Origin of the sequence: Anaerovorax odorimutans, from assembly GCF_024459955.1 — a bacterium.
GTDB lineage: Bacteria > Bacillota > Clostridia > Peptostreptococcales > Anaerovoracaceae > Hominibacterium > Hominibacterium odorimutans_A.
In genome coordinates this window covers 43,060-66,531 of record NZ_JANFXK010000007.1, presented here as the reverse complement: position 1 = coordinate 66,531, position 23,472 = coordinate 43,060, and the positions used below count along the sequence as shown (strand labels likewise).

The window sequence follows — 23,472 nt, the reverse complement described above, 5'->3', positions numbered from 1 at the left end:
ACATCTGATAGGGCATACGTTAGAATACACAAAGACAATAAAAATGAAATAGGAACAAAGGCGCTGACGAAGAGAGTAGGCACTTTTGAATGGAAAGCGAATCGGGGATGGTGCGAGCCCGAGCCAGGAGAGAGCAGACCGAAAATCACTTCCGAGCCGCAGGGCCGAACAGCAAAGTAAGCTCTGACGGGTATTCCTCCGTTATCAGGAACGCGTATGTTAGTATGTTGTATTAGGTGGTATAGCGGAAGCTAATGGTTTTCGTCCTTATACAAGGGCGAAAACCTTTTTTAATACAACGACACCAGGAAAGGAAGGATGTTAAACATGACAAAGAAAAACGAAGCTGTGGAGATCAGATGGCATGGAAGAGGCGGGCAGGGAGCCAAGACGGCGTGCCTTCTTTTGGCAGACGTAGCTTTCAACTCAGGAAAACATGTTCAGGGATTTCCGGAATACGGCCCTGAGAGAATGGGAGCGCCCATTACAGCCTACAACCGAATTACAGACGAGCCATGTAAGGTTCATTCCAATATTTATCACCCGGACTATGTAGTTGTAGTAGATGAGACTCTTCTGGGAACCGTGGACGTTACGGCGGGACTCAAAGACGGCGGCGCGCTGATCATCAACAGCAAAAAGGAGCCGGAAGAAATCCGCGGCCTGCTGGGCGACTATGACGGCAAGATCTGCGCGGTGGACGCGGAGAAAATTTCCATGGAAACTCTGGGAAAGAATTATCCCAATACGCCTATGCTGGCGGCGGCCGTAAAGGTGAGCCATGTGATCGATCAGGAACAGTTCATTAAGGACATGGAAGAATCCTTCCGCAATAAGTTCTCCCACAAGCCCGACGTGATCGAAGGAAATATGAAAGCGCTGAAAAAATCAATGGAAGAGGTAAAGGTAAGCTAATGAAGAGAAGAGCACAGGATATAAACGAGCAGTCCACATGGCAGGATGTGACCATTGGGGCTGAGATTTTCGAGCCGGCCACGTCAAAGCTGGTCAACACCGGCGACTGGCGGATCATGAAACCGGTATTCAAAGAAGATAAGTGCAAGCACTGTATGCTTTGCATTCCTTATTGCCCGGACAGTTCTATTCCAGTAAAGGACGGAAAGCGGCTTGACTTTGACTACATGCACTGCAAGGGCTGCGGGATCTGCGTTAAGGTCTGCCCGTTCGATGCGATTGATTTCGTAAAGGAGGTAAAATAATGGCAATCAGAGACAGAATGTCCGGTAACGAAGCTGTTGCGGTAGCGATGAAACAGATTAACCCGGATGTGATGGGGGCGTTTCCCATCACTCCTTCCACGGAGATTCCCCAGTATTTTTCCGAATACATAGCAAACGGGCTGGTAGATACGGAATTTATTGCCGTAGAATCCGAGCACAGCGCCATGTCCACCTGTATGGGCGCTTCCGCTGCCGGGGCCAGAGCGGTGACAGCCACCTCGTCCGCAGGGCTGGCCTTCATGTGGGAGCTTTTATACGTGGCGGCGTCTTCCAGACTGCCCATTACCATGGCAGTTGTAAACAGAGCGCTGACAGGTCCGATCAATATTAACAACGACCATTCGGACTCCATGGGAGCCAGGGATTCGGGATGGCTGCAGATGTACGCTGAAACCAATCAGGAGGTCTATGATAACTTTATTCAGGGCGTGCTGATCTCCGAAGCGTGCAGGCTGCCGATCATGATCTGTCAGGACGGCTTTATCACCAGCCACGGTGTGTCCAACATCGAGCTGATCGAGGATGAAAAAGTGAAAGACTTCGTCGGCGAATACAAGCCGGAGAATTATCTGCTCAAGCATGAGAACCCGCTGGCAGTAGGCCCTTACGGAACATCACCGTACTACATGGAAGTCAAGAGACAGCAGGCGCAGGCCATGAAGGACGCCATGCCGGTAATCAAGGATGTGGCTGAGAAGTTTGAAGATCTGACCGGAAGAAGCTACGGTTTCTTTGAAGAATATATGATGGATGACGCGGAAGTGGCGCTGGTAATCATCGGATCCAGCGCGGGAACCGGCAAAGAGGCGGTGGACCGTCTCCGCGCTGAGGGGAAAAAGGTCGGTCTGATCAAGCTGAGAGTTTTCCGCCCGTTCCCAAGAATCCCATTGGCCGAGGCCATGTGCAAGGTGAAAGCCGTAGCCATCATGGATAAAGCGGAGAGCTTTTCCAACAGCGGCGGTCCGCTGTTCAACGAGGCCAGAAACTCACTGTACGACTTGGAAAACAAGCCTTATGCCGTCAATTATATTTACGGCCTGGGCGGCAGAGATATCACGGTTGAGGACTTCTATGATATCTATCAGGATCTGTTCGTTATCTTTGACAACGACGATCCGGGAGACGTTTATCGTTACATAGGTGTAAGAGATTCGAGGTTTATATAATGGCATATAATTTAAAGAAAGAAGTTGAGAAAAAAGAACGGCTTGCCGGCGGCCACAGACTTTGCGCCGGGTGCGGAGCGGGAGTAGCGGTCAGAGGCGTCCTGCGCGCGCTGGATGAAGAGGACAAAGCCGTAGTCGCCAACGCTACCAGCTGTCTGGAGGTTTCCACATTCATGTATCCGTATACGGCCTATGAGGACAGCTATATCCATACGGCCTTTGAAAATGCCGCCGCCACCATCAGCGGCGTGGAGGCAGCTTACCGGGTTATGAAAAAGAAAGGTAAGGTTTCCGATAACTTTAAGTTTATCGCCTTCGGCGGAGACGGCGGAACCTATGATATCGGGCTGCAGTCCCTGTCCGGAGCAATGGAGCGGAATCACGATATGGTCTATGTCTGCTACGATAATGAGGCGTACATGAACACCGGTATCCAAAGATCCTCCTCCACGCCCCGTTACGCCGATGCCACCACCTCTCCGGTGGGAAGCGTCAGCCCGGGAAAGATTCAAAACAAAAAAAATCTGACGGAGATCATCGCGGCCCACAACATTCCATATGCGGCCCAGACGACCTTCACCGGAAATTTTAAGGATCTCCACGAAAAAGCCCATAAAGCGATCTATACCAAGGGAGCCTGTTTCCTTAACGTGCTGTCGCCGTGCCCAAGAGGATGGCGATACGAGGCGGAGGACCTGGCGGAAATCTGTCAGCTGGCTGTGGATACCTGCGTATGGCCGCTGTACGAGATCGAAAACGGCAGATGGCGCATCACTTACGAGCCCAAGCGGAAAAAGCCGGTAGAAGAATTCCTGGCAAAACAGGGAAGATTCAAGCATATGTTCCGCCCGGGAAACGAGTGGATGATTGAGAACACACAAGAGTATGTAGACGAGCAGTGGGAAAAGCTGCTGAAAAGATGTAAATAGAAAAGGCATGGCGGTCAAAGCTACGGGTTCGCGGTTTTGACCGTTTTTTCTTTGGGGCAGCCCGCTTTGAAAGCAGGGAATTGAAGCCTCGTTGTAGCCTGCGGGCGCGGTAACTTTTCAAAAAAATCATGCAAAGTTACGCAAAGTTGTGGGTTTGCGGGCGCTCGAAATCGCGAAAAGTGAAAATTTGCGCTGGCAGCCGTTCTGAAGGCCGTAGGATCGTTGAAAAATGCGTAACTTTTTGAAAAAATTAGGGAAAGTTACCGGAACTGCCCCTTCGGTGAGGGGTTCACATCTTATAATTTTTTGAGAAGGCCGAAGCATTTTAAGCACTATGGGTATTTGCTCAACAACGGACTCATTTCGACTTTGTTGTTGAAGTGTTTCCAAGGCTTGCAGCCCCTGCTCTCTTCATTTTCCAACAACAACTTCGACAGGGCCGTATGTGAAAAAATCGTCTTCCTGAAATGGTTGACAGGGCGCCAGGTTAATGGTAAAATATTACATGTAAATATATGGAATGTTTAAGTCTGTACGATGCGAGCTGTCTGGTGAGAAGACGGCCTGCCTGCCTGGCGCTTTTTGCTTTGAAATTGGACCAGAGCGGATAAAATCTGTGGGTTTGCGGGTGTTACGGGTTTGGTTTTGTGAAATTTCCACTTAAAATTGCCCCTCAACGGCAAGAAACGTTGAAAAAAGATCCGCTTTTGCCTGTTCTTTTGGATAAAAGATCCGGAAACAATTTAGTGCGTTATAAGGCGAAATCAAATAGGCGTCCCTTCCTAGCTGAGCGCAGTCCGTATGCAGCAGAGAGCAGAGACTGGTTTTAGGTTTGCGACCAAATTCCAATTTTACCGGCAAGTCCCGCAGCCATTGCCCCCAAAGAAACGCCTTGGTCGCAGAACAAATTGGAAAAAAGCCGATTCTGCGACAAGATCATAACCTGCTGCGACCTGGCTCGTATGCCATAACTTGCAAGCCACGTCACAGCAAGTTTCACTATTTTCATGTACGGCATAGAAGATTTCCTTGCCTTCATCAAGCAAACTGATATACTAAAAGGAGAAAGAAATTGGAGAAAAAGAAAGAACTAAAGGATTTAAATTTACTGGATCGATTTTTGTTTGCCGAAGCCGTAGAGGACCCGGAGATTCTACAGGATATGCTGGAAATTATCCTGGGAAAAGATATCGTATTGAAACATCTGCCCCAGACCGAGAAGGAAGGCCGCCGGGCGGCCTGGAGCCGTCAGATCCGCATGGACGTGTGGGCCATGGATGAAAGCGAAGCCATCTACGACACGGAGGTACAGAAGAAAAACACCCACAACCTGCCCAGACGGACCCGTCTGTATAACGGACTCATCGACAGCAAGCTATTAGAGTCAGGGGACATCGAATACAACAAGATGAATGACGTGTATATCATCATGATTATGCCTTTTGACTTATTTGGCAAGGGGTTATACCGTTACACCTTCCGTATGGCCTGCGAGGAGGTGCCTGGGTTGGAACTGGACGATGGGGCCACCAGGATTTTTCTAAACACCAGAGGAACCGACCCCGCGGGCGTCAGCCAAGAACTGATCGCCCTGCTGCGATATTTTGAAAAGACGTCCAAAGAAGTGGCGGAGCATTCTTCCAGCAGCAGGATTCTGAAGATGCAGAAAAAAATCGAACAAATCCGATCCAGCGAGGAGATTGGAGTGAAATACATGAACGCGTATGAGGAAAGACTGCTGGAGTTGCAGGAGGCCAGAGAGGAAGGACTACAGGAAGGCCGGAAAGAAGGACGTCAGACGGGACGGGAAGAAGAACGCAAAGCCATGGCTGCTGAACTAAAGAAACTGGGCCTGTCCCTGGAAGAAATTTCGTCGGTTACAAAGCTGAGCCTCGAGGAGCTTCGCAGATTGTAACTGGAAAGATATTCTGTGGGAAGCCATGGGAACAGATGCTTGTTCGGATTAAAAAAATACAAAAAGAAATAAACGGACATTGCGGTGCGTGATATAATAAAGCCATATTGATAAAAGGAAGTGATGGAAAATGGCAATTATCAACACACCGCTGGCAGCAGGGAAAATTACTTTTAAGAATAGGCTCGTCTACCCGCCGATTACAATCGCCAAGGCGTCACCGGATGGAAAGGTCACGGAGGACAGCCTGGAGTACTATCAGGACAAGATGCGGGGCGGGCATTTCTCCCTGGCGATCGTGGAGCACTGCTACATTACGCAGCAGGGGAAAGCTTCGGCAGGACAGGTGTCCATAGCGGATGACAGCAAAATACAGGGTCTGGCTAAGCTGGCAAGAGTCATCAAGGGAAGCGGTACAAAAGCAGTAGTGCAGATGAATCATGCGGGAAGCTGCACCACGCAGGAGGTTACCGGCATGAAGCTGGCAGGGCCTTCCCCGGTCAAAAACCCCAGACAGGGCGGTGTGCCGGAAGAGATGACAAAGGCTGATATCAGTCGGGTGGTTTCAGCTTTCGCAGCGGCAGCGGCAAGGGGAAAAGCGGCGGGATATGATGGCGTAGAAATCCACTCGGCCCATTCATATCTGCTTAATCAGTTTTATTCACCGCTGACAAATCTGAGAAACGATCAATACGGCGGCAAGCTGGAAAACCGCATCAGCATCCATCTGGAGATCATCGATGCTGTAAGAAAGGCCGTAGGCCGCGATTATCCGGTATTTCTCAGACTGGGTGCCTGCGATTATCTGCCGGGAGGAAACAAAACCCAGGATGCAGTGAAAGCGGCAAGGATTTTCGAGGACGCAGGAATCGACGTGCTGGATATTTCCGGCGGTATGTGCGGTTATGTAAATCCTGAAAACAAGGCGCCGGGCTACTTCGGAGCAGAATCAAAAGCGATCAGGGAAGCAGTTTCCATACCGGTAATCTCCACAGGCGGCGTAAAAGAGGCGGAAGACGTGGAAGCTCTGCTGGAAGCAGGTGTTGCCGATCTCATCGGCGTAGGGCGTACCGTCATGAAGGACTCTGCATGGGCGGGCCGTACGATTGCCTTTTACCGGTAACGGACCGCGGATATTTGCGCAATGAAAAGGGAGGATGACGTCATAGCCATCCTCCCTTTCCGTATATGTCAGAAGAATTTATTGCGAAATATAGTAAGTAATTTCTATGCTGAGAGTTTATCCTCTTTCTCATGGCATTCTTTCCAATAGCGTCCGCCTCTGTAGAGCTTTTTGAAGAAGAGGTACGCTGGAATGGAAGTAGCTGCCAGGCCCAGTCCTACGATCCAGTTGTCTGTAAAGACGCTGGCTCCGTAAATTACTATTGGAAAACACAGATACACAATATAGGCCTTATTTGGAAGCGGTACTTTGAAATCCAGGCGTAAGTCCGGATTCTGTACTCTCAGTTTGATATTTGCGATAAACATCATGATTACCGGAACGGCATATAAAATAGAAGCGATTCCGACAAACTCGATGAAGCTTCCGGAAGAACACAAAACGATGCTGACACCGGACAGGATAATGATTGCCATGTAAGGTGTCTTGAACTTTTTATGTTCTTTGGAGAAAATCTTAAAGAACTGTCCCTTTTCACTGAAGGACTTCATTACATATGCGTAAGCCAGAATGTATTCGCAGAGAATCATCATGCTGGCAAGGCTTCCTGCGGCAACGAATGCCCATCTCAGCGGAGCTCCGCCTACGATGTTTCCGATCTCCACGAAGGAAAGAGGGCCTTCGGAGGACCAGTCCTGCCAGTGACCAACAGAGGCCAGCGCAGGTACTACCCACAGGATATACATAACGGAAATAAACGGAATAGCCAGGACAATGGCTTTGGGAACTTTCTTAGATCCGTTTTCAATATCTCCGGACATGGTGGAGATTGTTTCAAACCCGGTGTTGAACCAGATACCGATCAGAAGTCCGTTGCCGGCGGCTTCCAGGAAGGACATGTTTTCAGGAAGCATAGGTTCTACCGGGCTGTAGTTGATGTCCATCAGGGACATAACGACCAGGACAATGAACGGGATGATGCACAGGAGCGTAACAACCGTCGCCATGTTACTAACAAGCTTGATGCCGATGATATTAATAATTGCGAAAATAACAATGAGCGCCGCGCACAGGCACCAGTAAACAAAATCATTGACCTTGATGGGCAGCAGCATTTTCATATAGTTGGCGCTCAGTACGGCGAAGGTGGCTGGTTCAACAAAACCCGCGATGGTATAGCACCAGCCGCTTACAAACCCTGCTTTTTCGCCGAGACCTTTTTTTGCCCATGTATACATTCCGCCGTCTTCAGGATACGCAGAAGACAGTTCGGCGGAAGAGAGTCCAAAAGGAAGGGACCAAACGAATGGAATCAGGATAAATACCAGAAGTGTCATCCCAGGTCCGACAGAACCAACCAGGTCCTCGATACCAAATCCACCGCCCGCAACGGTAACGCAGATCATCATTACCAGCGCAAAGGTGGAAATCTTCTTTTTCTGTGACATAACAGCAATTTTCCTTTCAATAACGTAATCAAATAGAAGAGCAGGACCGGGTCTGTATTTCCGGCCCTGCAATTATCCGTAACTTGCGAAAAAGTGTCTTATTTTAACTGTTCCAGCATTTTCTGCTCGTTAATCATATCCGCATATTCGGAATCCATTTCTCTGATTCCAGCCGGGAATTCGTACTTAGCCAGTCTTTCTACGAATGGATCTGGATCGAAGTGCTCCGGTCCCCATGCGCCTGCGTCGCTCCAGATTCCCTTTGCGATCAGTTCCATCATGATTACTGGACCTACTGCTGTCTGTGCTACTACGGAGTTGGTGGTGTACTTCTTGATGCAGTCCTGATTGTCCGCGATCTGATACAGGTAGATGGATCTGTATTTTCCGTCTTTCCATCCTGTTACCCATGTTCCCGCGCAGCCTTTTCCTGTCATAGTCAGAGTTGCGTCTACCGGGCTCGGGATTACTTTACAGATAAAGTCTCTCGGTGTAATTTCGCTGTCGCCAACCTTGATCTTAGTCTTCTTGTCGGACAGGCCGTATTCGAAGAGAACCATCAGTTTCTTTCTGAAGTCAGCCGGAACACCGTATTTGAACGTACATCTGTTACAATCGATTTCTCTCGGTACCAGCAGTACTTCTTCGTGCTCTACGTTGATTACTTCCACGTCGCCGATTCCGCCAGGGAAGTTGAAGATTTCAGGTTCGGAGAACTGTTCTGTACAGAACCAGTGCCCTTCAGGATGCTCTTCGTTCTTTTCCCAGATTACTGGCGGCTGCAGACATTCTTCGATGGTCGTCCATACGGAGAATCCGAAGTCAGAGTCTGTGTTTCCATAGTTGTCTCCGTCTCTTACGTTTACTTCGTCGATCTTGTCAAACAGGTGCTTTTCCGCGTATTTCGCGAATACGTCAGCCATACCTGGCTCAACACCGGAACCGCATACCGCGATCTGGCCGGAAGCTTCCCATTCCTTCTGCTTTGCGAACTGATAGTCACCCAGCTTGATGTTAGCCAGCTCGTAAGGCTTTTCCGGATGCTCGGTACCCAGAGTCATAGCGCAGTCCAGATATCCGATTCCTGCTTCCAGACAAGTATCGAAAATGGTTTCGTTCATTCTTGGATCACAGGCGTTCATTGCGAACGTAATTCCGTGTTCTTTTACTACAGATTTAATGCTTTCAGGATCCATAGCATTGATCTGTGCAGGAACGAATTTGCCGCCGCCGCAGATTTCATTGGCAACTTTCTTAGCTCTTTCGAAATCGTAGTCAGCCACTACTACTTTTTCTGCCCAGTCGCCTTCCGCACCTCTGCGTTCAATAATTTTTGCTGCAGATGTTCCTACGCCGCCTGCTCCAATAATAAGTAATTTCATGTTCATCTTCCTCCAATTCACATAATAGCTTCGTGCCGCAGTTGCCTGCGTGCACATTTAAGTGTAACTGTATTTTATGGCAAAACAAAACCTTCTGACAATTAGCCAGGTGGGTTATTTACCCTTTTTTATATATGGACCAGGTGGGTTATAGTGTTGAATTTTCAAGGAATCTGCTAAATTAGGCAAATTTATGACGAAAAAGAAAGAATAGAAATAAAATTCGAAATATAACAACTTGCCATAAAAATCAAAAAACAGCCTACCGTGAGGCTGTTTTGGATTGAATCAGATGAATGAGTTCCATTCGCGTGGAAACGTCCAGCTTTTCGAAGATATTGTGCATATGCCGTTTCACTGTGTGCTTGGATATAAACAGCTTTTCGGCTATGTCCGGATTGGTCAGTCCCTGATAGGCGAGGATCATCACATCCCGCTCCCGCTCGGTGAGCCGATGTGTCTGTGCGACCAGATTCAGGGCGTCTTCTTCGGAAAGAATTTTGCTCTTTTCGTGTTCTCCGCTAAAATAGACGGGAGAAAAATCCTTTTTATAAATGTACAACATGGTCAGCAGATTGACGATCAGAAGCAGTATGGAGGTGACGCCGTAGAGCTTGGACAGGCTGATATTCACCACAGCTTCTTTGACAAAGACGGAAATGACGACCGTGTTGTTCCACAGATTGTTGAAGTTGACCAGAATCGTAATGATGATAATGTATTGTCTGCTGGCTTTATCCATTAAATCCCGATAGCCGATCATGACATAGGCCAGGGTAAAAACCATCACCGTCAGGCCCAAAACAATTTCCGACATGATGACGACCGCTTCCGCCCACATATGGCTGGTGGTGTAATATTCGTCCAGCAGGAAAATGTAGATGAGCGCCGACAGGATCATCAGGCCGATAAGCACTTTGTCCGTATATTTGCGCCACCAGTCCATCCGGGGATTCGGGGAGGCGATGATGGCATCCATCAGTTTTACCCAGCAGTAACCGATCGCATAGAAGATGCTCCCGTCCAGCCCTCGCAGCAAAAAGCCCGCTGCGAACTGCCCGAGGACCAGCTCGCGGTAAAAGGTGATATAGTAAAACAGCCCCAGAATTACGGAGATGACGACAAAGTTCCGTGTGGCTTTCAGAAGTCTGGTGTTTCCCGACGTGTTATGCTTTAGAATGATTCCGACCAGTGTGATGGCCTGGAGACCGAGAAAGCACATGATGGTGTATGTAATAAAGATCGTGTTTGAAATCATTTTTGGTACCTCTGGCGGTTATTATAGGCTGAACATTGGAGTATATTCGACGCAGCTCGTATATTATAGCACTATTGGGTGGGTTTCACCAGAGGGAATCTGGGGCAGATGGGGCTTTGGAATGAAAAAGCGGCGGGAGGAATTGTGAGTATGGGTTTAACCTTTGATTTATGTTCCATATAGGGACTTTTTCGGCGGAGTTGAATATAAATCCGGCTTGTTTACAGCTTGAAAGTTTCTGAAAATTATTATATTGCTTTTAAATCGATGAATGTGAAAATTTGTTTGCGCTCCTTGATCCGAGAGCACCCAAAATTGTGTAGATATATCAAACAATTCAAGAAAAGTATGTTCAAAAAACTGCCCCAGGGGTATTTTTAGAACATAAAACGGCAATTAACCTTGTTTTGCCAGAAACTAGAACAAGAAAGTTTGAAACCGAAGAGTCGGAAGTCCATAAGCCCGGAAGCCCGGAAAAAAGGCCGCATATGCACATATGCGGGAACCACCCTGCACGCCCCGCAGCAAAATGGGCAAAGGCGCAAAAAAACGACAGCAAAGCGAAAATAAAACAGTAAATTTTTGCATATACATAAATTTCAGTTGACAAAGACTGAATTTTCAAAGTAATATTAAAGTATAATAAAAAATATACTCCGATTTTCGTGCGACACCCTGTGCCGGCGAAAACGTTAGGGTAATAAGAGCGATCCTATTGCCTGCCATTGTGCGAAGGAGGACCAGAGGTTATGACAGGGCCTGCCTTCCGCACTTTTTTTGTGTAATTTTAGAAAGCGGATTGGCCGGACTTCTGACAATCATGATCAAAGTGCATTTACATAATGAAAGGTGGAGGATATCAAATGATTACCGATGCACGAATTCTATATGTTGACCTAAAGGAAAAGAAGACCGAAATAAAGAGCCTGGACGCTCAGACCTACAAAAAGTATCCGGGAGGTTCCGCTCTGGGACTGTATTTGATGCTCAAAGAGATGGATCCAAAGGTAGACCCGCTGTCTCCGGAAAATATGATGATTTTTTCCGTATCGCCGCTTACCGGAATTCCTATCAGCGGCCAGAGCCGTATGTGCGTGACAACCAAGAGTCCGCTGACCGGCACTGTGGGAGACTCCCAGGTGGGTGGATTTATTCCGGCCGCAGTAAAAGGCAACGGATGGGATGCCATTGTGATAAAAGGCAAGGCGGAAGCTCCGGTATATCTGTATATTGATAAAGATAAAGTAGAGATCCGTGATGCGAAAAATATTTGGGGAAAGACCACTGGAGATTCGGAAATCGCCATTGCTGAGGATCTGGGACACGATAAATTTGAGGCTTCTGTCATCGGGCCCGGCGGTGAAAACGGAGTTCCATATGCGGCGATTATGCACAGAAGAAGCAGAGCCAACGGAAGAAACGGCGTAGGAGCGGTAATGGGTTCCAAGAACCTGAAGGCTCTGGTTGTAAAGAAAGCACCGCCAAGAATGCCGGAAAACATGGATGAACTTAAAAAACTCACCTTGGATGTAAAGGAACGAATGGCAGCCAATGAGACGATTGTGGACACTTCGCTCAACGGTTCCGCAGGATGCGTGGACGGTATTGCCGCCGAAGGCTTCCTGCCATCCTACAACTGGGAAAAGGGTACCATGGACGACTGGATCAAGACGGCCGGAACGACCATCACCAATACGGTCCTGAAAAAACGGGAAACCTGCTTTGGCTGCGCCATTCGCTGTAAGGGCGTTGTAGAGATTCCTGGAAAAGCTGATCCTGAGTACGGCGGACCTGAATATGAAACTTGCGCGACGTTCGGTTCATATTGCGGAAACACGGATCTGGGAGAAATCTGTCATGCCAATCAGCTGTGCAACATGTACGGTATTGATACCATCACCTGCGGCGCAACGATCGCCTGGGCCATGGAGTGTTTTGAAAAGGGAATTCTCACAGAAAAGGATACCGACGGATTGGAATTGAAGTTTGGAAACGGAGCTGTTTTCGAGGAGCTGATTGAAAAGATCGTCCGCAAGGAAGATGGAATCGGAGCTCTGCTGGCTAAAGGAAGCGCGGCGGCTGCAAAAGAACTGGGTCCGGAAGCGGAAGACCTGGTTGTTGCCTGCAAAGGACAGGAATGGCCGGCACATATGGTACAGTATAAGACGAACCTGGCGCTCAACTATGCGGCAAATCCATTCGGCGCTGACCATCAGTCTGCTGAACACGACCCTGCTCTGATGGCTCCGGCCGACGATCAGAACTGGCTCTGGCCAAATCTGCTGGAAGACTTTGAAAAATGTGACCGCTACGGCGTCCTTGATGATAACAAAGCAAAATTTGCTTATGCGACTCAGAAGTTTTACTCCATGATGGAGACTCTGTGTCTCTGTCAGTTTGCATGGGGACCAGCATGGCAGCTTTACGGACCGGAAGAACTGGTGCAGTTCTGCAAGGCGGCCGTAGACTGGGATATTACCATTGACGAACTGCAGGAGATCGGAGAACGTCGTATCAATATGATGCGTCTCTTCAACCAGAAGCTGGGATTATCCAGAAAGGATGATGTCTTGCCGAAGAAAGCGTTCCTGCCGATTGAATATACGGAAGGCGAGATTGCCCAGATAACTCCGGAGCAGTTTGAACACACGCTGGATACTTACTACAAGTACGCAGGATGGGACGTGGAGACCGGAAACCCGACGGAAGAAACCATAAAACGATTGGGGTTGGAGTGGATATAAATGGATAGCAAGGATTGCATCACAGTAAAAATCAATAATAAAGAGATGCAGTTCCCTGAAACTTTGACGGTCAAGGAACTACTGAAACTGCGAAAGCTGAGGAAAGCCGCCGTCTGGATCAACGGACAGCAGCTGCTTTCGGCTGAGTACGAGGACTACAGGCTGCAGGAGGGCGATGAAATCAGACTCCTGAGAATCATGGCCGGCGGCTGATTGCCCCATCTTCATCTTGCAAACTTTTAAAATGTTTTAGCACATGGGCTGTTGCAATAAGGAATAAAATTCTTATTGTAGCAGCCTTTTTTTGTACTCAGTATCCGGAAACCGTCGAAAAAAAGAGTTATTTGTGCGGTGACATTGCCGGGCCAGATCTACTACAATGAAGACGAGCACAATTTTATTCAGAAAGAAATTTGCATGAAATATACCTGCTATGGCTGCCGATTGTGTAACTTTTACTAAGGAGAAGAAACATGAAGAGGAAAGTAGCGGGTATTTTATTTGCCCTTTTGACATTGGTGGTAGCTTCCAGTCTGGTATTTGCGGATACGGCGGAGGAAACAGTCGAGAAAAAGGCATCGGGTGCCGGGGAGGTCAACTTTACCGCTCGGCTTAACTTTGAATCGGAGATGGACAACCATGTGGAACTGGAGCTGTCCAACCATGGCACGTCGGACATGCTGATCTCACGACAGGCGCATTACATAGATGAAATCGGTTCGGCCGGGTCGTGGGATTGTCGCGGCACGGAGGACGTACCGGTGGGGCCGGGCAAATCCCAGCACATAAAGTTTGAGATCGCTGCCCCGGTATCCCATGGAAAAAACTCCATCCTCGCCTTTTTCTTTCAATATGACGGGAAATGGTATTTGGGTAAGGTGGGGGAAAATAACGGCGTCGAATATTTTTTACAGCACAATTGAGGCCGCAGATTACCCATGATGGCGACAACGCTTGTAGCTGAAAGTACAAAAACCTTATCCGGCGAAGCGGTCAGGGGTCGGAATAAAAATGGTATTTTAGCAGTGTTTTTGGTAAAAACATGAGAAAGGGGAGGGTAAGTAACTAGAATGTAACCTCTAAAGGATATCCTAGTGACATAAAGCAGAGTAAAGAAGTTGGAAAGGAAGCTGGGCAGATGAAAAATAAGAGGTTAATAAAGATAATAAGCCTGCTGGCGCTGGCTACACTGATGATTTCGCAAATAACGGTAAACACCTTTGCGGAGTCAAAAGATGGCGTGAATGATATTGCTAATGTTACTGCAGAGCAGACAAATGGAGCTACTGTAGAAACGAAGGAAAAGAGCGATTCGGTTTCTGAGGAAACGTCTAATATAGCGACAGCCTCCGAAACGAAGCAGGCTCCGTCCGCACAGACAGGAAGTCCGGCAGCGCCCGCTCAAAAGGCGGCAAAGGGCAGTGCGGTGTTTGCTAAGAAAGCTGCGGCTAAGGCAAAGGATGTTCCGGAAACAGCCAACACGGTTAAGCCGGGGATGACACAGGCGGAAATTCAGAAGATCGTTGATACCAATGATACGGTTGTTTTTGAGGGTGGCGATTATAAAGATCTAAAACTTTTTCTGAACGGAAGTAAAACGATTATTCCAAAAGGAGTAGTTACTTTAAAAAGTACAACTGGAAATGAGAGTGCTTTTACAGCAGCAGATAATGCTTCCCTGACTATAGATGGAGATAAAAATTCCAGCTTAACCATAGACGGTTATAACGATGGCATTTTTCTGAAAGATCAAGTCTTTACGCTCAATATTAATGAAAACAACACTTTAAAATTAATAAATGGCAAGATGATAGGCGATGTAAATCATGGCAATGGCATTTGGACGCAGGGCCATACAACATTTACAATCAATGCTAAAAAAGGCGCCACATTCGTAGCCAGCGGTAATGCAGGCAGTGGAATCAATGCCTACGGTAATGAGCCGTGGACAGAAACGGAACAGATTTCACAGCTGAACTTTAATTTTAATGGTTGTAAACTAGTTGATATGAGTGGTAATAAAGGCGGAAGCGGCTATAACAGTGGAGCTGGTTGGTATGTGGGGGCATCTTTCGATTTTAAGGAATGCCAAGAGGTGCATATTGACAACAATAAGGTGGATGGTGTTATGTTCTGTTCTGGATATAAAGCAGATAAAGCGGCGCCTTCTGGATATGTAACCTTGTCGATGAAATCTGAACTGAACATTGAAGACTGTCCTGACTTTACTATGAACGGTAATGGAAGCTGGGGAACAAACGGCGGAGCTGTAACGATTAAAAAATCAAAGTTAGAATGCAGCAATAATGCAAAAGAACCATGGGCAGACGTTACGATTACCTCATCAAATCTATATTGCTATAGCCTGAAGGCCATTGATTCAACGATAGAAGCGAATAATTGCCATACATATTGCGGTATTTGGGTAGCGGGAAAAGCAGATATAGAAAATTCGATAATCACAGCGAATCAAAATGGTATTGATAATTATGGAAAAACAAACAATAAGGGCAACAAGAATACCGGTGGGCATGGTATATACTTTGGAAATACAGCGGTAATCTCCGGCTCACAAATCACAGCAAAAGAGAATGGTAAAGCGGGAATCGTCTTTACAAACGCCTCCTTGTCAGAGAATCAATCGGTAATTTCCAATGGATCGGCGGTTCAGACGGAACAGAATGGGAACAATCCAAAATGTGCGGAAACAGGTTTGATGTACAAATCAGGGATTGTGTTGATTACTGGGAAACTGGACTGCAAGAACAGTGCAATGCTAGTTCGTGAAAAATCTGGAAACAGTGTGTCCTATAATAATATAAAGGAAAAAGGATCCTTTGTTTTGGATGAAAATATGATTGCTGCATGGAAGGCGAGCAATTCATATAAAGAGGGGCTTGCTTCTGATGATCCGAGAGATACGAAAGTGTTCGGCGGCTCACTCCAGGCCAGCCTGCCCAACATGACCGGAACCTATGGCAACGCATGGAATTTGCAAAAGGGCGCAGATGAAGTTTATGCGGCACCGATCAATCAGTTCAAAACAAAGCTGGTAAGATTTGATCTTCACAAAGATATCAATAAAGAGTGCGTAAAAGACACCAATACCTTTAAAACTTACGATCCAAATAAAAAAGAAGCTTACGACTACTCCTTCCGCTACAACAAAAAAGGCGAGGACCTGAACGCCGACGCATCCAGAAACGCATATGTCTGGACCCCGGCCTCCATACTCAACTACGATGCCACGGAAGGAACCATCGACCAGACAGGAACTGCCGGAGAAGTGACCTACGGTTCATCCGCAACATCCAAAGGCGATGCGGCAAAAGGCAAAAGGTTTACATCCGATATAACGATTTTCGGAAATTCCCTTGATCTGGCGGAAAAAACCATGCCGACAGCTGGAAAGGACGGATTGGTATTCCTTGGCTGGTACTATGCCGATGATGAAGAGAAGGCTGCGGAATACGCGGCGAAAGAAGACTTTATAAACCTTTACGATCTGCTTAATACAGAGTTTACAAGCGCATCCAAAGTGACGGAAGGGAAGTCGGATGACCCGGCAAAGGGCGTGGAGAAAAAGACGATTTACGCCAAGTGGATGTCGGAAGAACAGTATTACCGTACCGGACAGATTGCGATTGAGAAAAAGGTAACAGAAAACGGGCAGCCTTATCAGGTGAATGCTACCTTCTATGCAGGCTTGTTTGAGGATGCCGGCTGTACAGTGCCGACAACGGATGCTGACGGTAAAGCGATTGTGATTCCTCTGAATCTCGGCGGTGGGGATACAGTAACCGTTACACAGGATGATATTCCGCTGGGAACTCATTACGTAGCGGAAACGGATAAGGATGGAAAGGTAGTCCGTTCATCAGAAGGCCACTCCGTTAAGGTCGATAATGCCGAAGTCAAGATAGAGGGCAGTCAGACAGATGCGCCGACTGTGAAGGTTACTATCATAAATGACTATGGCGACTATGAAGGCTATTACAAAGAGGAAGGCGGAGATCCCGGAACTACAGTGACTTCATCCAATACGACCACCACAACAACGGAAGAGGATGGAGCAGGGGAGGCTGTAAACGGAAATGCGACTCAGACGGGCGATGACAGCAGTATGGCCCCATATATCGCGATTCTCATTCTGGCCGCGGCAATTGCAGCAGCAATTGTCGTAACAGGAAGAAGAAAAAAGAACAAGAAATAAACGGAAAATAAAACTCTAAAATCATGGCTGCGTGCCTGAATTAGTTTTCACCATTCAGCGCGCAGCCTTTATAATTCATTGCTAGAATTATCACTATTTTAGTAATATTCTTTCAACTTAATTTTACAATGTAACCGGAATGTAACAGACGATTAGTATAATAACGTTAAAATGATGTGAATACAAAGAGGAAGGAACGAAAAACCATGAAAAGGAAAAGAGCGGTAAGAGTATTTTGTATTCTGGCAGTAATGATGCTGGTCGGGTCACAGCTGGCGGTCAGTGCGTTTGCCGGGACAGCTAAGGTTAAAAAGGTTGATTATAAAGAGCCGTCAAAAGATGTGAAGGCTACCGTAGAGGTTATTCCAACAGAAGGCTACTTTAAGGGAATTAAAAAAATTATTGCGAAGTATAATATTGGAAATAATGCAGAGGGCGACCAGGTAATTGAACTTAGTAATATTGTGAAGGCAATTGATGAGTTTATTGCTGAAAAAGGAGCTAATTATGCAACGCAGCCAGGGGATAAATATCCTGTTGAAGTTGTAATTACAAACAGCTCAGGCCACGATTATCAGTACAAAGACGGTAGTTTTTTATTGTCAACTGCGGATACGTCTCAGCGTGACAACTTAACGGCAGTAACAGGGTTTGATGGCCAGCAGATTCCATTTGATTTTACGGGGGCTTTATCACCGACCAAACCGTTGCAGGACCTCTTTGGCGTAACGAGAGATCTCGATATAACCATAAACATGGTTTGCAATATTTATGATGTGCTTAAAGCAAAAGGGTTTACAGGGGATCAGGCGTTGACCGATTATATAAAGGACTATTATTCCAAAGAGAACAGTTATAAAATAGAAAGTCTGGACCAGTTGACATTAGCTCAGAAATTAGACTTGCAGAAAACTATGAGAAACTCACAATCTACGGTAACCAAGACGCAACTGGACGAATTACAAAAGCAATATCCAAAGATTATGGATCATGCTTTAGCTAAACAAAAGAGCGATGGAACATATGAAGTTCAAATTAAATGGCCTGAAAATGAATTAGCGGCAATGAGCTATAATTTCTTTTATGATTCTCTGCTTAGCCTTGCTTTTGGCAAGGATGCTGAGACTTTAAAAGGAACGCCTAAAACTACATCCCTGGAGATGGCAGTGGCAGACTATATGAGCAATAAAGGAGGAATTTGGAGCTCAGCAAACGAGTATTTTAAATCCATAGCAAGCGGAGAAAAACAGCTGTCAGCAGGGCAAGATTCCGAATTGACGTTTAATTACTTGACAGCACTTGATGGAGAGAATACACCTAACACATATCAACTCTATGCTTTCTCTTGGTACAATACAATCACCCTCGAACAAACCGACGTAGAACAATACTACTACGATGGTGACATATCCATCACCAAAAACGTGACCGAAAACGGCAAGCCGTACCAGGTGAACACCACCTTCTACGCAGCGTTATTTGACGATGAAGCCTGCACCACCCTGACAAAGGACTCCGACGGCAAGCCGATCATCATTCCACTGGAATTAAAAGGGCAGGATTCCGTAACCGTTACTACAGACAAAACGATCCCGCGGGGCACCTTCTATGTTGCCGAAACCGATAAAGACGGTAATGTGGTTAAATCGACAGACCAGCTCACCGTTACCATAAGCAGCCCGTCGATTACCGTGACCGAAGAGGCGACAGCAGCCGTTACCATAACCAACGACTACAAGGATTATGAAGGCTACTATAGAGAAAACGGCGATAACCCGGTGACAACCACTACTGAGACATCGTCGACGACCACAGATGTGACCGCTGAAAAACCGGAAGCAGTTCAGACCGGTGATGACAGCACCATGGCACCGTATATTGCAGCCCTGATCTTAGCAGCCGCAGCCGCGGCCGCAGTGGCAGTGACAGGCAAAAGAAAAAGGATCACGAAAAAATAAATTAAAATAACGCAACAGAGTCTAAAGCGCTATGGAAGTTCTCACCAGAGGAACACCCTAGCGCTTTTTCTATAACAAGCTTGACATGGTTCACATCTTCCATTATTCGGCGCCTTGCGGCAACTCCGACCCAACTGGTCAGAGTCGTATAGCTTGCGGGCTGTGGTAACTTTTCGAAAAAATGATGTAAAGTTACGCAAAGTTGGGGGTTTGCGGGTACTCGAAATCGTAAAAAATGAAAATTTGTGTTGCCAGCCGTTCTGAAAGCCGCAGGATCATTGAAAAATGCGTAACTTCTCGAAAAAATTAGGAAAAGTTACCGGTCTGGTCCTTTTGGTGAGCGGCTCGCATCTTATGCTGTTTTCTACCTTACGGCAACGCCGTTTTTAAGCAAATCGCATATTTGTTCAACAACCGATTCAATTTTGCTCCGCTGTTGAGGGATTTCCAAGGCTTATGGCCTCTGCTCTCATTCAAAGCTACATATTGAGCGAGATTTTGCACTTACAACCGCTGTATCCCTGAAAAAAGTTCAACAAAAATCCAGATTCCCGCTGCATGTTGATAAAAATAGCAATCTGCCTTTTGAGCAAATGGGGCGGCCGGACAGTACAGCACCAGACAGCACCGAATCGGACAAGACTGAGACTGCTGGCTGATAGCATTCTATTGATAAGCGCGATGCGCCCCCCCTTCCCCAAAAAGCACCCGGTAAAAAGCAGTGCCAAACACAGCAGCGGCGTGTGTTTCCAGCCGGAGCAAGCCCGAAGCCTGCTGCGGCCCATGTGGTCTGCTGCGGCAGCGACGGTACGTTTTTAACCGGAGCCGGCCCGAAATCCGATGCAGGGCAATAAAACCACAGGCAGGAAAATCAGGCTGATTTTTGCGAAAAAGCGCCCCTGATCCCACGAAATCTGACAAGGTGCCTGTAAAAGTTTGATTTTTGCCCGAATTTGTTATAAAATATTTCTATTAGCGAATTGGGCCCGGAGGCCTGAAATTTGAGGAAAAAAGAAAGAAAAAGATGAGAGAAAACATGGAACACATTATTTGGAACAGAGAGATGGAGTGCGCTGACAGAGACACCATCCGCAGCATCCAGCTGGACCGGCTGAAAAAAATTGTGGATGTTTGTTACAACAGAGTACCCCTGTACAAACGCAAATTTGATGAGATCGGATTAAAGCCGGAGCACATCAAGACCTTAGACGATGTGCAGCATCTGCCGTTTACCACAGCGGATGATCTAAAGGAAAACTATCCGTTCGGAATGTTTGCTGTTGATAAAAAGGAAGTCGTTCGGATTCACGGATCTTCCGGGACCACAGGAAAGCCAAAGATCGTAGGATATACAAAACAGGACCTGGACAATTGGTCCGAGATCATGGCCAGAGTCATCTGCGCCGCAGGCGGCACGCCCGAGGACATCGTGCAGATCGCTTTCGGATACGGACTCTTTACCGGAGGTTTCGGCCTGCATTACGGCATGGAAAAGCTGGGCGCCATGGTCGTGCCGCTTTCCAGCGGAAATACGGAGCGTCAGCTGATGATTATGCAGGACTTCGGTTCCACCATTCTCATTGCGACACCGTCTTACGCCTTGTACCTGGCCGACGAAATTGAGAAAAAAGGCATTGATAAAGACAAGATCAAGCTGCGCCTTGCCCTCTTCGGCGGAGAAGGCCACACGGAGGAAATGCGTGCGAAGATCGAAAAACAGCTGGGAATCCTGGCCACCGAAAACTACGGCCTTTCCGAGGTGGGAGGTCCTGGATATTCCGGAGAATGTTACTTAAAACAGGGGATGCACATCGCGGAGGATCAATATTTCTCAGAGATCATTGATCCAAATACGCTAAAACCGCTTCCTGTCGGGGACAAGGGCGAAGTTGTCATTACCACTCTGACAAAACAGGCCTTCCCGGTACTTAGATACAGAACCAGGGATATCAGCTGGTTCAACGATGAGCCGTGCCAGTGCGGCCGGACATCCATGCGGATGGCCAAGGTTCAGGGAAGAACCGACGATATGATGGTTATTCGCGGCGTCAACGTATTCCCATCCCAGATCGAATCTGTTATCATGAGTATGAAGGAAGTAGAACCGTTCTACGAGATCGTACTAACAACAGAAGGCTATATGGACCGGATCGAAGTCAAAGTCGAATTTTCCGACGCATCGCTGTTAGACGATTATCCGAAGCTGGAAGAACTGCGGAGCAAGATCAAGCACAACCTGCGGGTTATTTTGAACATTGACGCCAAGGTTTCGCTGGTATCCCCGGGCACCCTGCCGAGATTTGAGGGAAAAGCCAAGAGAGTTATCGATCACAGAAAAAATAAATAGAGTAAAGAGGTTGGACATGGAAAAGAAAATAATGTTAGGAAACGAGGCCTTTGCCAGAGGGGCCTTTGAAGCGGGAGTAAAGGTGATCTCATCCTACCCCGGAACGCCCAGCACCGAAGTAACGGAAGCCGCGGCGCAGTATGACCAGATACATGTGGAATGGGCACCCAACGAAAAAGTAGGGACCGAAGTGGCCGTAGGCGCTTCCATCGGAGGGGCCAGGGCGCTGTCCTGCATGAAACACGTAGGACTGAACGTGGCTGCGGATCCGTTTTTCACAGCCGCCTACACAGGCGTGACCGGAGGACTGGTTCTTCTGGTGGCGGACGACAACGGATGCCATTCCAGTCAGAACGAGCAGGATTCCCGTTACCACGGAAGAGGAGCCGGCGTTCCTGTGCTGGAGCCCTCCAACGCCCAGGAGTGCAAAGACTTTATGAAGTACGCTTATGACCTGAGCGAAAAATATGATACTCCGGTTCTCATGCGCTCCAACACCAGAATTTCTCATTCCAGAGGAATCGTAACCGTGGAGGAACGTCAGGAGAGAGAACTGAAGCCTTACGAAAAGAATATCCAGAAGTATGTGGCAATGCCGGCTATGGCGAAAAAGCTTCACGTAGCACAGGAAAAGCGGCTGAACCAGATCGAGGAAGATTCCAAAGACTTCCCGATCAACAGAATGGAAATCAACGATAAAAAAATCGGTATCATTACCAGCGGCATCTGCTACCAGTATGTAAAGGAAGCGCTTCCCAACGCCAGCGTACTGAAAATGGGAATCATCAATCCTCTGCCAAAAGCTTTGATTAAAGAGTTTGCGGAGCAGGTAGAAGAAGTTTATGTGATTGAAGAAGGAAACCCGTTCTTCGAAGAACAGATCCGCGCAATGGGAATACCGGCAAAAGGCAAGGGCATGTTTACCATTCAGGGCGAGTATTCCGCCAACATGATCCGCAAAGCGTTTACTGGGGAAGCTCCGGAATGCGTACCGGCTCAGGAAGACGCGCCGGGCAGACCTCCGCTCCTTTGCGCTGGATGCCCGCACAGAGGCCTGTTCTACATATTAGGAAAGCTCAAGAAAACCGTTATGGGCGATATCGGATGCTATACGTTAGGCGCGCTTCCTCCCACATCCGCTATGGACGCCTGTCTCTGCATGGGCGCTTCCATCACCATGGCCCACGGCTTTGAGAAGGCAAAGGGGAAAGAAGCGGCCAGAGATACAGTAGCGGTACTGGGAGATTCTACATTCTTCCATTCCGGCATCACGGGCCTGATTAACATGAACTACAACCAGGCTACCGGAACCGTAATCATTTTGGATAACCGGATTACCGGAATGACCGGACACCAGGACAACCCTTCCACCGGAAAGAACGCCAAGGGTCAGGAGGCTCCGGCTATTGATATCGCTCAGCTCTGCAGAGCCTGCGGCGTGGAGCATATCGTGGAAGTGGATCCGTTCGACCTGCCGGCCGTTGAAAAAGCAATCAAAGAAGAGACTGCCAGAGAAGAGCTGTCGGTGATTATTACAAAGCGGCCTTGCGCGCTGATCGTAAAACAGCCGGATATACCTCACGTGATTACAGACAAGTGTAAGAACTGCAAAATGTGCATGGATATCGGATGCCCTGCCATTGAGCTGGAAAACGGAAAGCCTGTGATCGCGGCTGAACGCTGCGTTGGCTGCGGACTGTGCAAGCGCGTATGTCCGTTTGATGCCATCGAAGAGGAGGTAAAATAGA

Annotated in this window: 16 protein-coding genes; 13 read left to right on the top strand and 3 right to left on the bottom strand. The window is 47.6% G+C overall.

Annotation, left to right across the window (positions count from 1 at the left end; translation table 11 throughout):
• Positions 1-327 precede the first annotated feature (327 nt).
• From NE619_RS07710 to NE619_RS07685, 6 genes are all read left to right on the top strand, one after another.
• Entirely contained in the window at positions 328-915 is a 588-nt protein-coding gene (locus tag NE619_RS07710; protein WP_256131829.1) for a 2-oxoacid:acceptor oxidoreductase family protein, read from the top strand.
• On the top strand, positions 915-1,220 hold the full coding sequence (locus NE619_RS07705) for a 4Fe-4S binding protein (protein ID WP_256131828.1): 306 nt from the start codon (positions 915-917) through the stop codon (positions 1,218-1,220). The genes NE619_RS07710 and NE619_RS07705 overlap by 1 nt, the downstream gene beginning before the upstream one ends.
• Positions 1,220-2,407 carry a pyruvate ferredoxin oxidoreductase gene (porA, locus tag NE619_RS07700; protein WP_256131827.1) on the top strand — a complete coding sequence of 396 codons (1,188 nt, stop codon included), beginning with the start codon at positions 1,220-1,222 and terminating at the stop codon, positions 2,405-2,407. Before NE619_RS07705 ends, porA begins: the two co-directional genes overlap by 1 nt.
• Complete coding sequence (locus NE619_RS07695; protein WP_256131826.1) at positions 2,407-3,336, top strand: thiamine pyrophosphate-dependent enzyme; 930 nt, start codon at positions 2,407-2,409, stop codon at positions 3,334-3,336. The genes porA and NE619_RS07695 overlap by 1 nt, the downstream gene beginning before the upstream one ends.
• Positions 3,337-4,408: 1,072 nt before the next feature.
• Positions 4,409-5,251, top strand: coding sequence for an Rpn family recombination-promoting nuclease/putative transposase (locus NE619_RS07690; RefSeq protein ID WP_256131825.1), 843 nt, complete (start codon positions 4,409-4,411; stop codon positions 5,249-5,251).
• Between the two features lie 130 nt (positions 5,252-5,381).
• The gene (locus NE619_RS07685; protein ID WP_256131824.1) at positions 5,382-6,374 is read left to right on the top strand and encodes an NADH:flavin oxidoreductase; all 993 of its coding nucleotides are present in this window, start codon (positions 5,382-5,384) and stop codon (positions 6,372-6,374) included.
• 104 nt (positions 6,375-6,478) lie between these two features.
• On the opposite strand, the gene NE619_RS07680 is transcribed toward NE619_RS07685, so the two are convergent.
• The 3 genes from NE619_RS07680 to NE619_RS07670 form a co-directional block, all read right to left on the bottom strand.
• Positions 6,479-7,822 carry an APC family permease gene (locus NE619_RS07680; RefSeq protein ID WP_256131823.1) on the bottom strand — a complete coding sequence of 448 codons (1,344 nt, stop codon included), beginning with the start codon at positions 7,820-7,822 and terminating at the stop codon, positions 6,479-6,481.
• 98 nt (positions 7,823-7,920) lie between these two features.
• Positions 7,921-9,204 carry a saccharopine dehydrogenase family protein gene (locus NE619_RS07675; protein WP_256131822.1) on the bottom strand — a complete coding sequence of 428 codons (1,284 nt, stop codon included), beginning with the start codon at positions 9,202-9,204 and terminating at the stop codon, positions 7,921-7,923.
• A gap of 262 nt (positions 9,205-9,466) precedes the next feature.
• Entirely contained in the window at positions 9,467-10,462 is a 996-nt protein-coding gene (locus NE619_RS07670; RefSeq protein ID WP_256131821.1) for a helix-turn-helix domain-containing protein, read from the bottom strand.
• 863 nt (positions 10,463-11,325) lie between these two features.
• Here NE619_RS07670 and NE619_RS07665 point away from each other — a divergent pair.
• From NE619_RS07665 to iorA, 7 genes are all read left to right on the top strand, one after another.
• Complete coding sequence (locus NE619_RS07665; RefSeq protein WP_256131820.1) at positions 11,326-13,206, top strand: aldehyde ferredoxin oxidoreductase family protein; 1,881 nt, start codon at positions 11,326-11,328, stop codon at positions 13,204-13,206.
• Positions 13,207-13,419, top strand: coding sequence for a sulfur carrier protein ThiS (thiS, locus tag NE619_RS07660; protein ID WP_256131819.1), 213 nt, complete (start codon positions 13,207-13,209; stop codon positions 13,417-13,419).
• A 260-nt stretch (positions 13,420-13,679) separates the two neighbouring features.
• Positions 13,680-14,129 (top strand): hypothetical protein, encoded by a 450-nt coding sequence (locus NE619_RS07655; protein ID WP_256131818.1) that lies wholly within the window; start codon positions 13,680-13,682, stop codon positions 14,127-14,129.
• A 215-nt stretch (positions 14,130-14,344) separates the two neighbouring features.
• The gene (locus NE619_RS07650; RefSeq protein WP_256131817.1) at positions 14,345-17,419 is read left to right on the top strand and encodes a hypothetical protein; all 3,075 of its coding nucleotides are present in this window, start codon (positions 14,345-14,347) and stop codon (positions 17,417-17,419) included.
• Positions 17,420-17,625: 206 nt separating this feature from the next.
• Positions 17,626-19,377: a hypothetical protein gene (locus NE619_RS07645; protein ID WP_256131816.1), complete on the top strand. Its 1,752-nt coding sequence runs from the start codon at positions 17,626-17,628 to the stop codon at positions 19,375-19,377.
• Positions 19,378-20,413: 1,036 nt separating this feature from the next.
• A complete protein-coding gene (locus tag NE619_RS07640; protein ID WP_305146603.1) occupies positions 20,414-21,724 on the top strand; it encodes a phenylacetate--CoA ligase family protein in 1,311 nt (436 codons plus the stop codon).
• Positions 21,725-21,740: 16 nt separating this feature from the next.
• Entirely contained in the window at positions 21,741-23,471 is a 1,731-nt protein-coding gene (gene iorA, locus NE619_RS07635) for an indolepyruvate ferredoxin oxidoreductase subunit alpha (protein ID WP_256131815.1), read from the top strand.
• Position 23,472: the final 1 nt, after the last annotated feature.

Excerpts from the sequence above, each read along its gene's own strand:
- porA (WP_256131827.1), top strand. The coding sequence starts at position 1,220 with ATGGCAATCAGAGACAGAATGTCCGGTAACGAAGCTGTTGCGGTAGCG.
- NE619_RS07695 (WP_256131826.1), top strand. The coding sequence starts at position 2,407 with ATGGCATATAATTTAAAGAAAGAAGTTGAGAAAAAAGAACGGCTTGCC.
- NE619_RS07650 (WP_256131817.1), top strand. The coding sequence starts at position 14,345 with ATGAAAAATAAGAGGTTAATAAAGATAATAAGCCTGCTGGCGCTGGCT.
- thiS (WP_256131819.1), top strand. The coding sequence starts at position 13,207 with ATGGATAGCAAGGATTGCATCACAGTAAAAATCAATAATAAAGAGATG.
- NE619_RS07645 (WP_256131816.1), top strand. The coding sequence starts at position 17,626 with ATGAAAAGGAAAAGAGCGGTAAGAGTATTTTGTATTCTGGCAGTAATG.
- NE619_RS07655 (WP_256131818.1), top strand. The coding sequence starts at position 13,680 with ATGAAGAGGAAAGTAGCGGGTATTTTATTTGCCCTTTTGACATTGGTG.
- NE619_RS07685 (WP_256131824.1), top strand. The coding sequence starts at position 5,382 with ATGGCAATTATCAACACACCGCTGGCAGCAGGGAAAATTACTTTTAAG.
- NE619_RS07675 (WP_256131822.1), bottom strand. The coding sequence starts at position 9,204 with ATGAAATTACTTATTATTGGAGCAGGCGGCGTAGGAACATCTGCAGCA.
- NE619_RS07640 (WP_305146603.1), top strand. The coding sequence starts at position 20,414 with ATGGAACACATTATTTGGAACAGAGAGATGGAGTGCGCTGACAGAGAC.
- NE619_RS07680 (WP_256131823.1), bottom strand. The coding sequence starts at position 7,822 with ATGTCACAGAAAAAGAAGATTTCCACCTTTGCGCTGGTAATGATGATC.
- NE619_RS07670 (WP_256131821.1), bottom strand. The coding sequence starts at position 10,462 with ATGATTTCAAACACGATCTTTATTACATACACCATCATGTGCTTTCTC.
- iorA (WP_256131815.1), top strand. The coding sequence starts at position 21,741 with ATGGAAAAGAAAATAATGTTAGGAAACGAGGCCTTTGCCAGAGGGGCC.
- NE619_RS07665 (WP_256131820.1), top strand. The coding sequence starts at position 11,326 with ATGATTACCGATGCACGAATTCTATATGTTGACCTAAAGGAAAAGAAG.
- NE619_RS07710 (WP_256131829.1), top strand. The coding sequence starts at position 328 with ATGACAAAGAAAAACGAAGCTGTGGAGATCAGATGGCATGGAAGAGGC.
- NE619_RS07705 (WP_256131828.1), top strand. The coding sequence starts at position 915 with ATGAAGAGAAGAGCACAGGATATAAACGAGCAGTCCACATGGCAGGAT.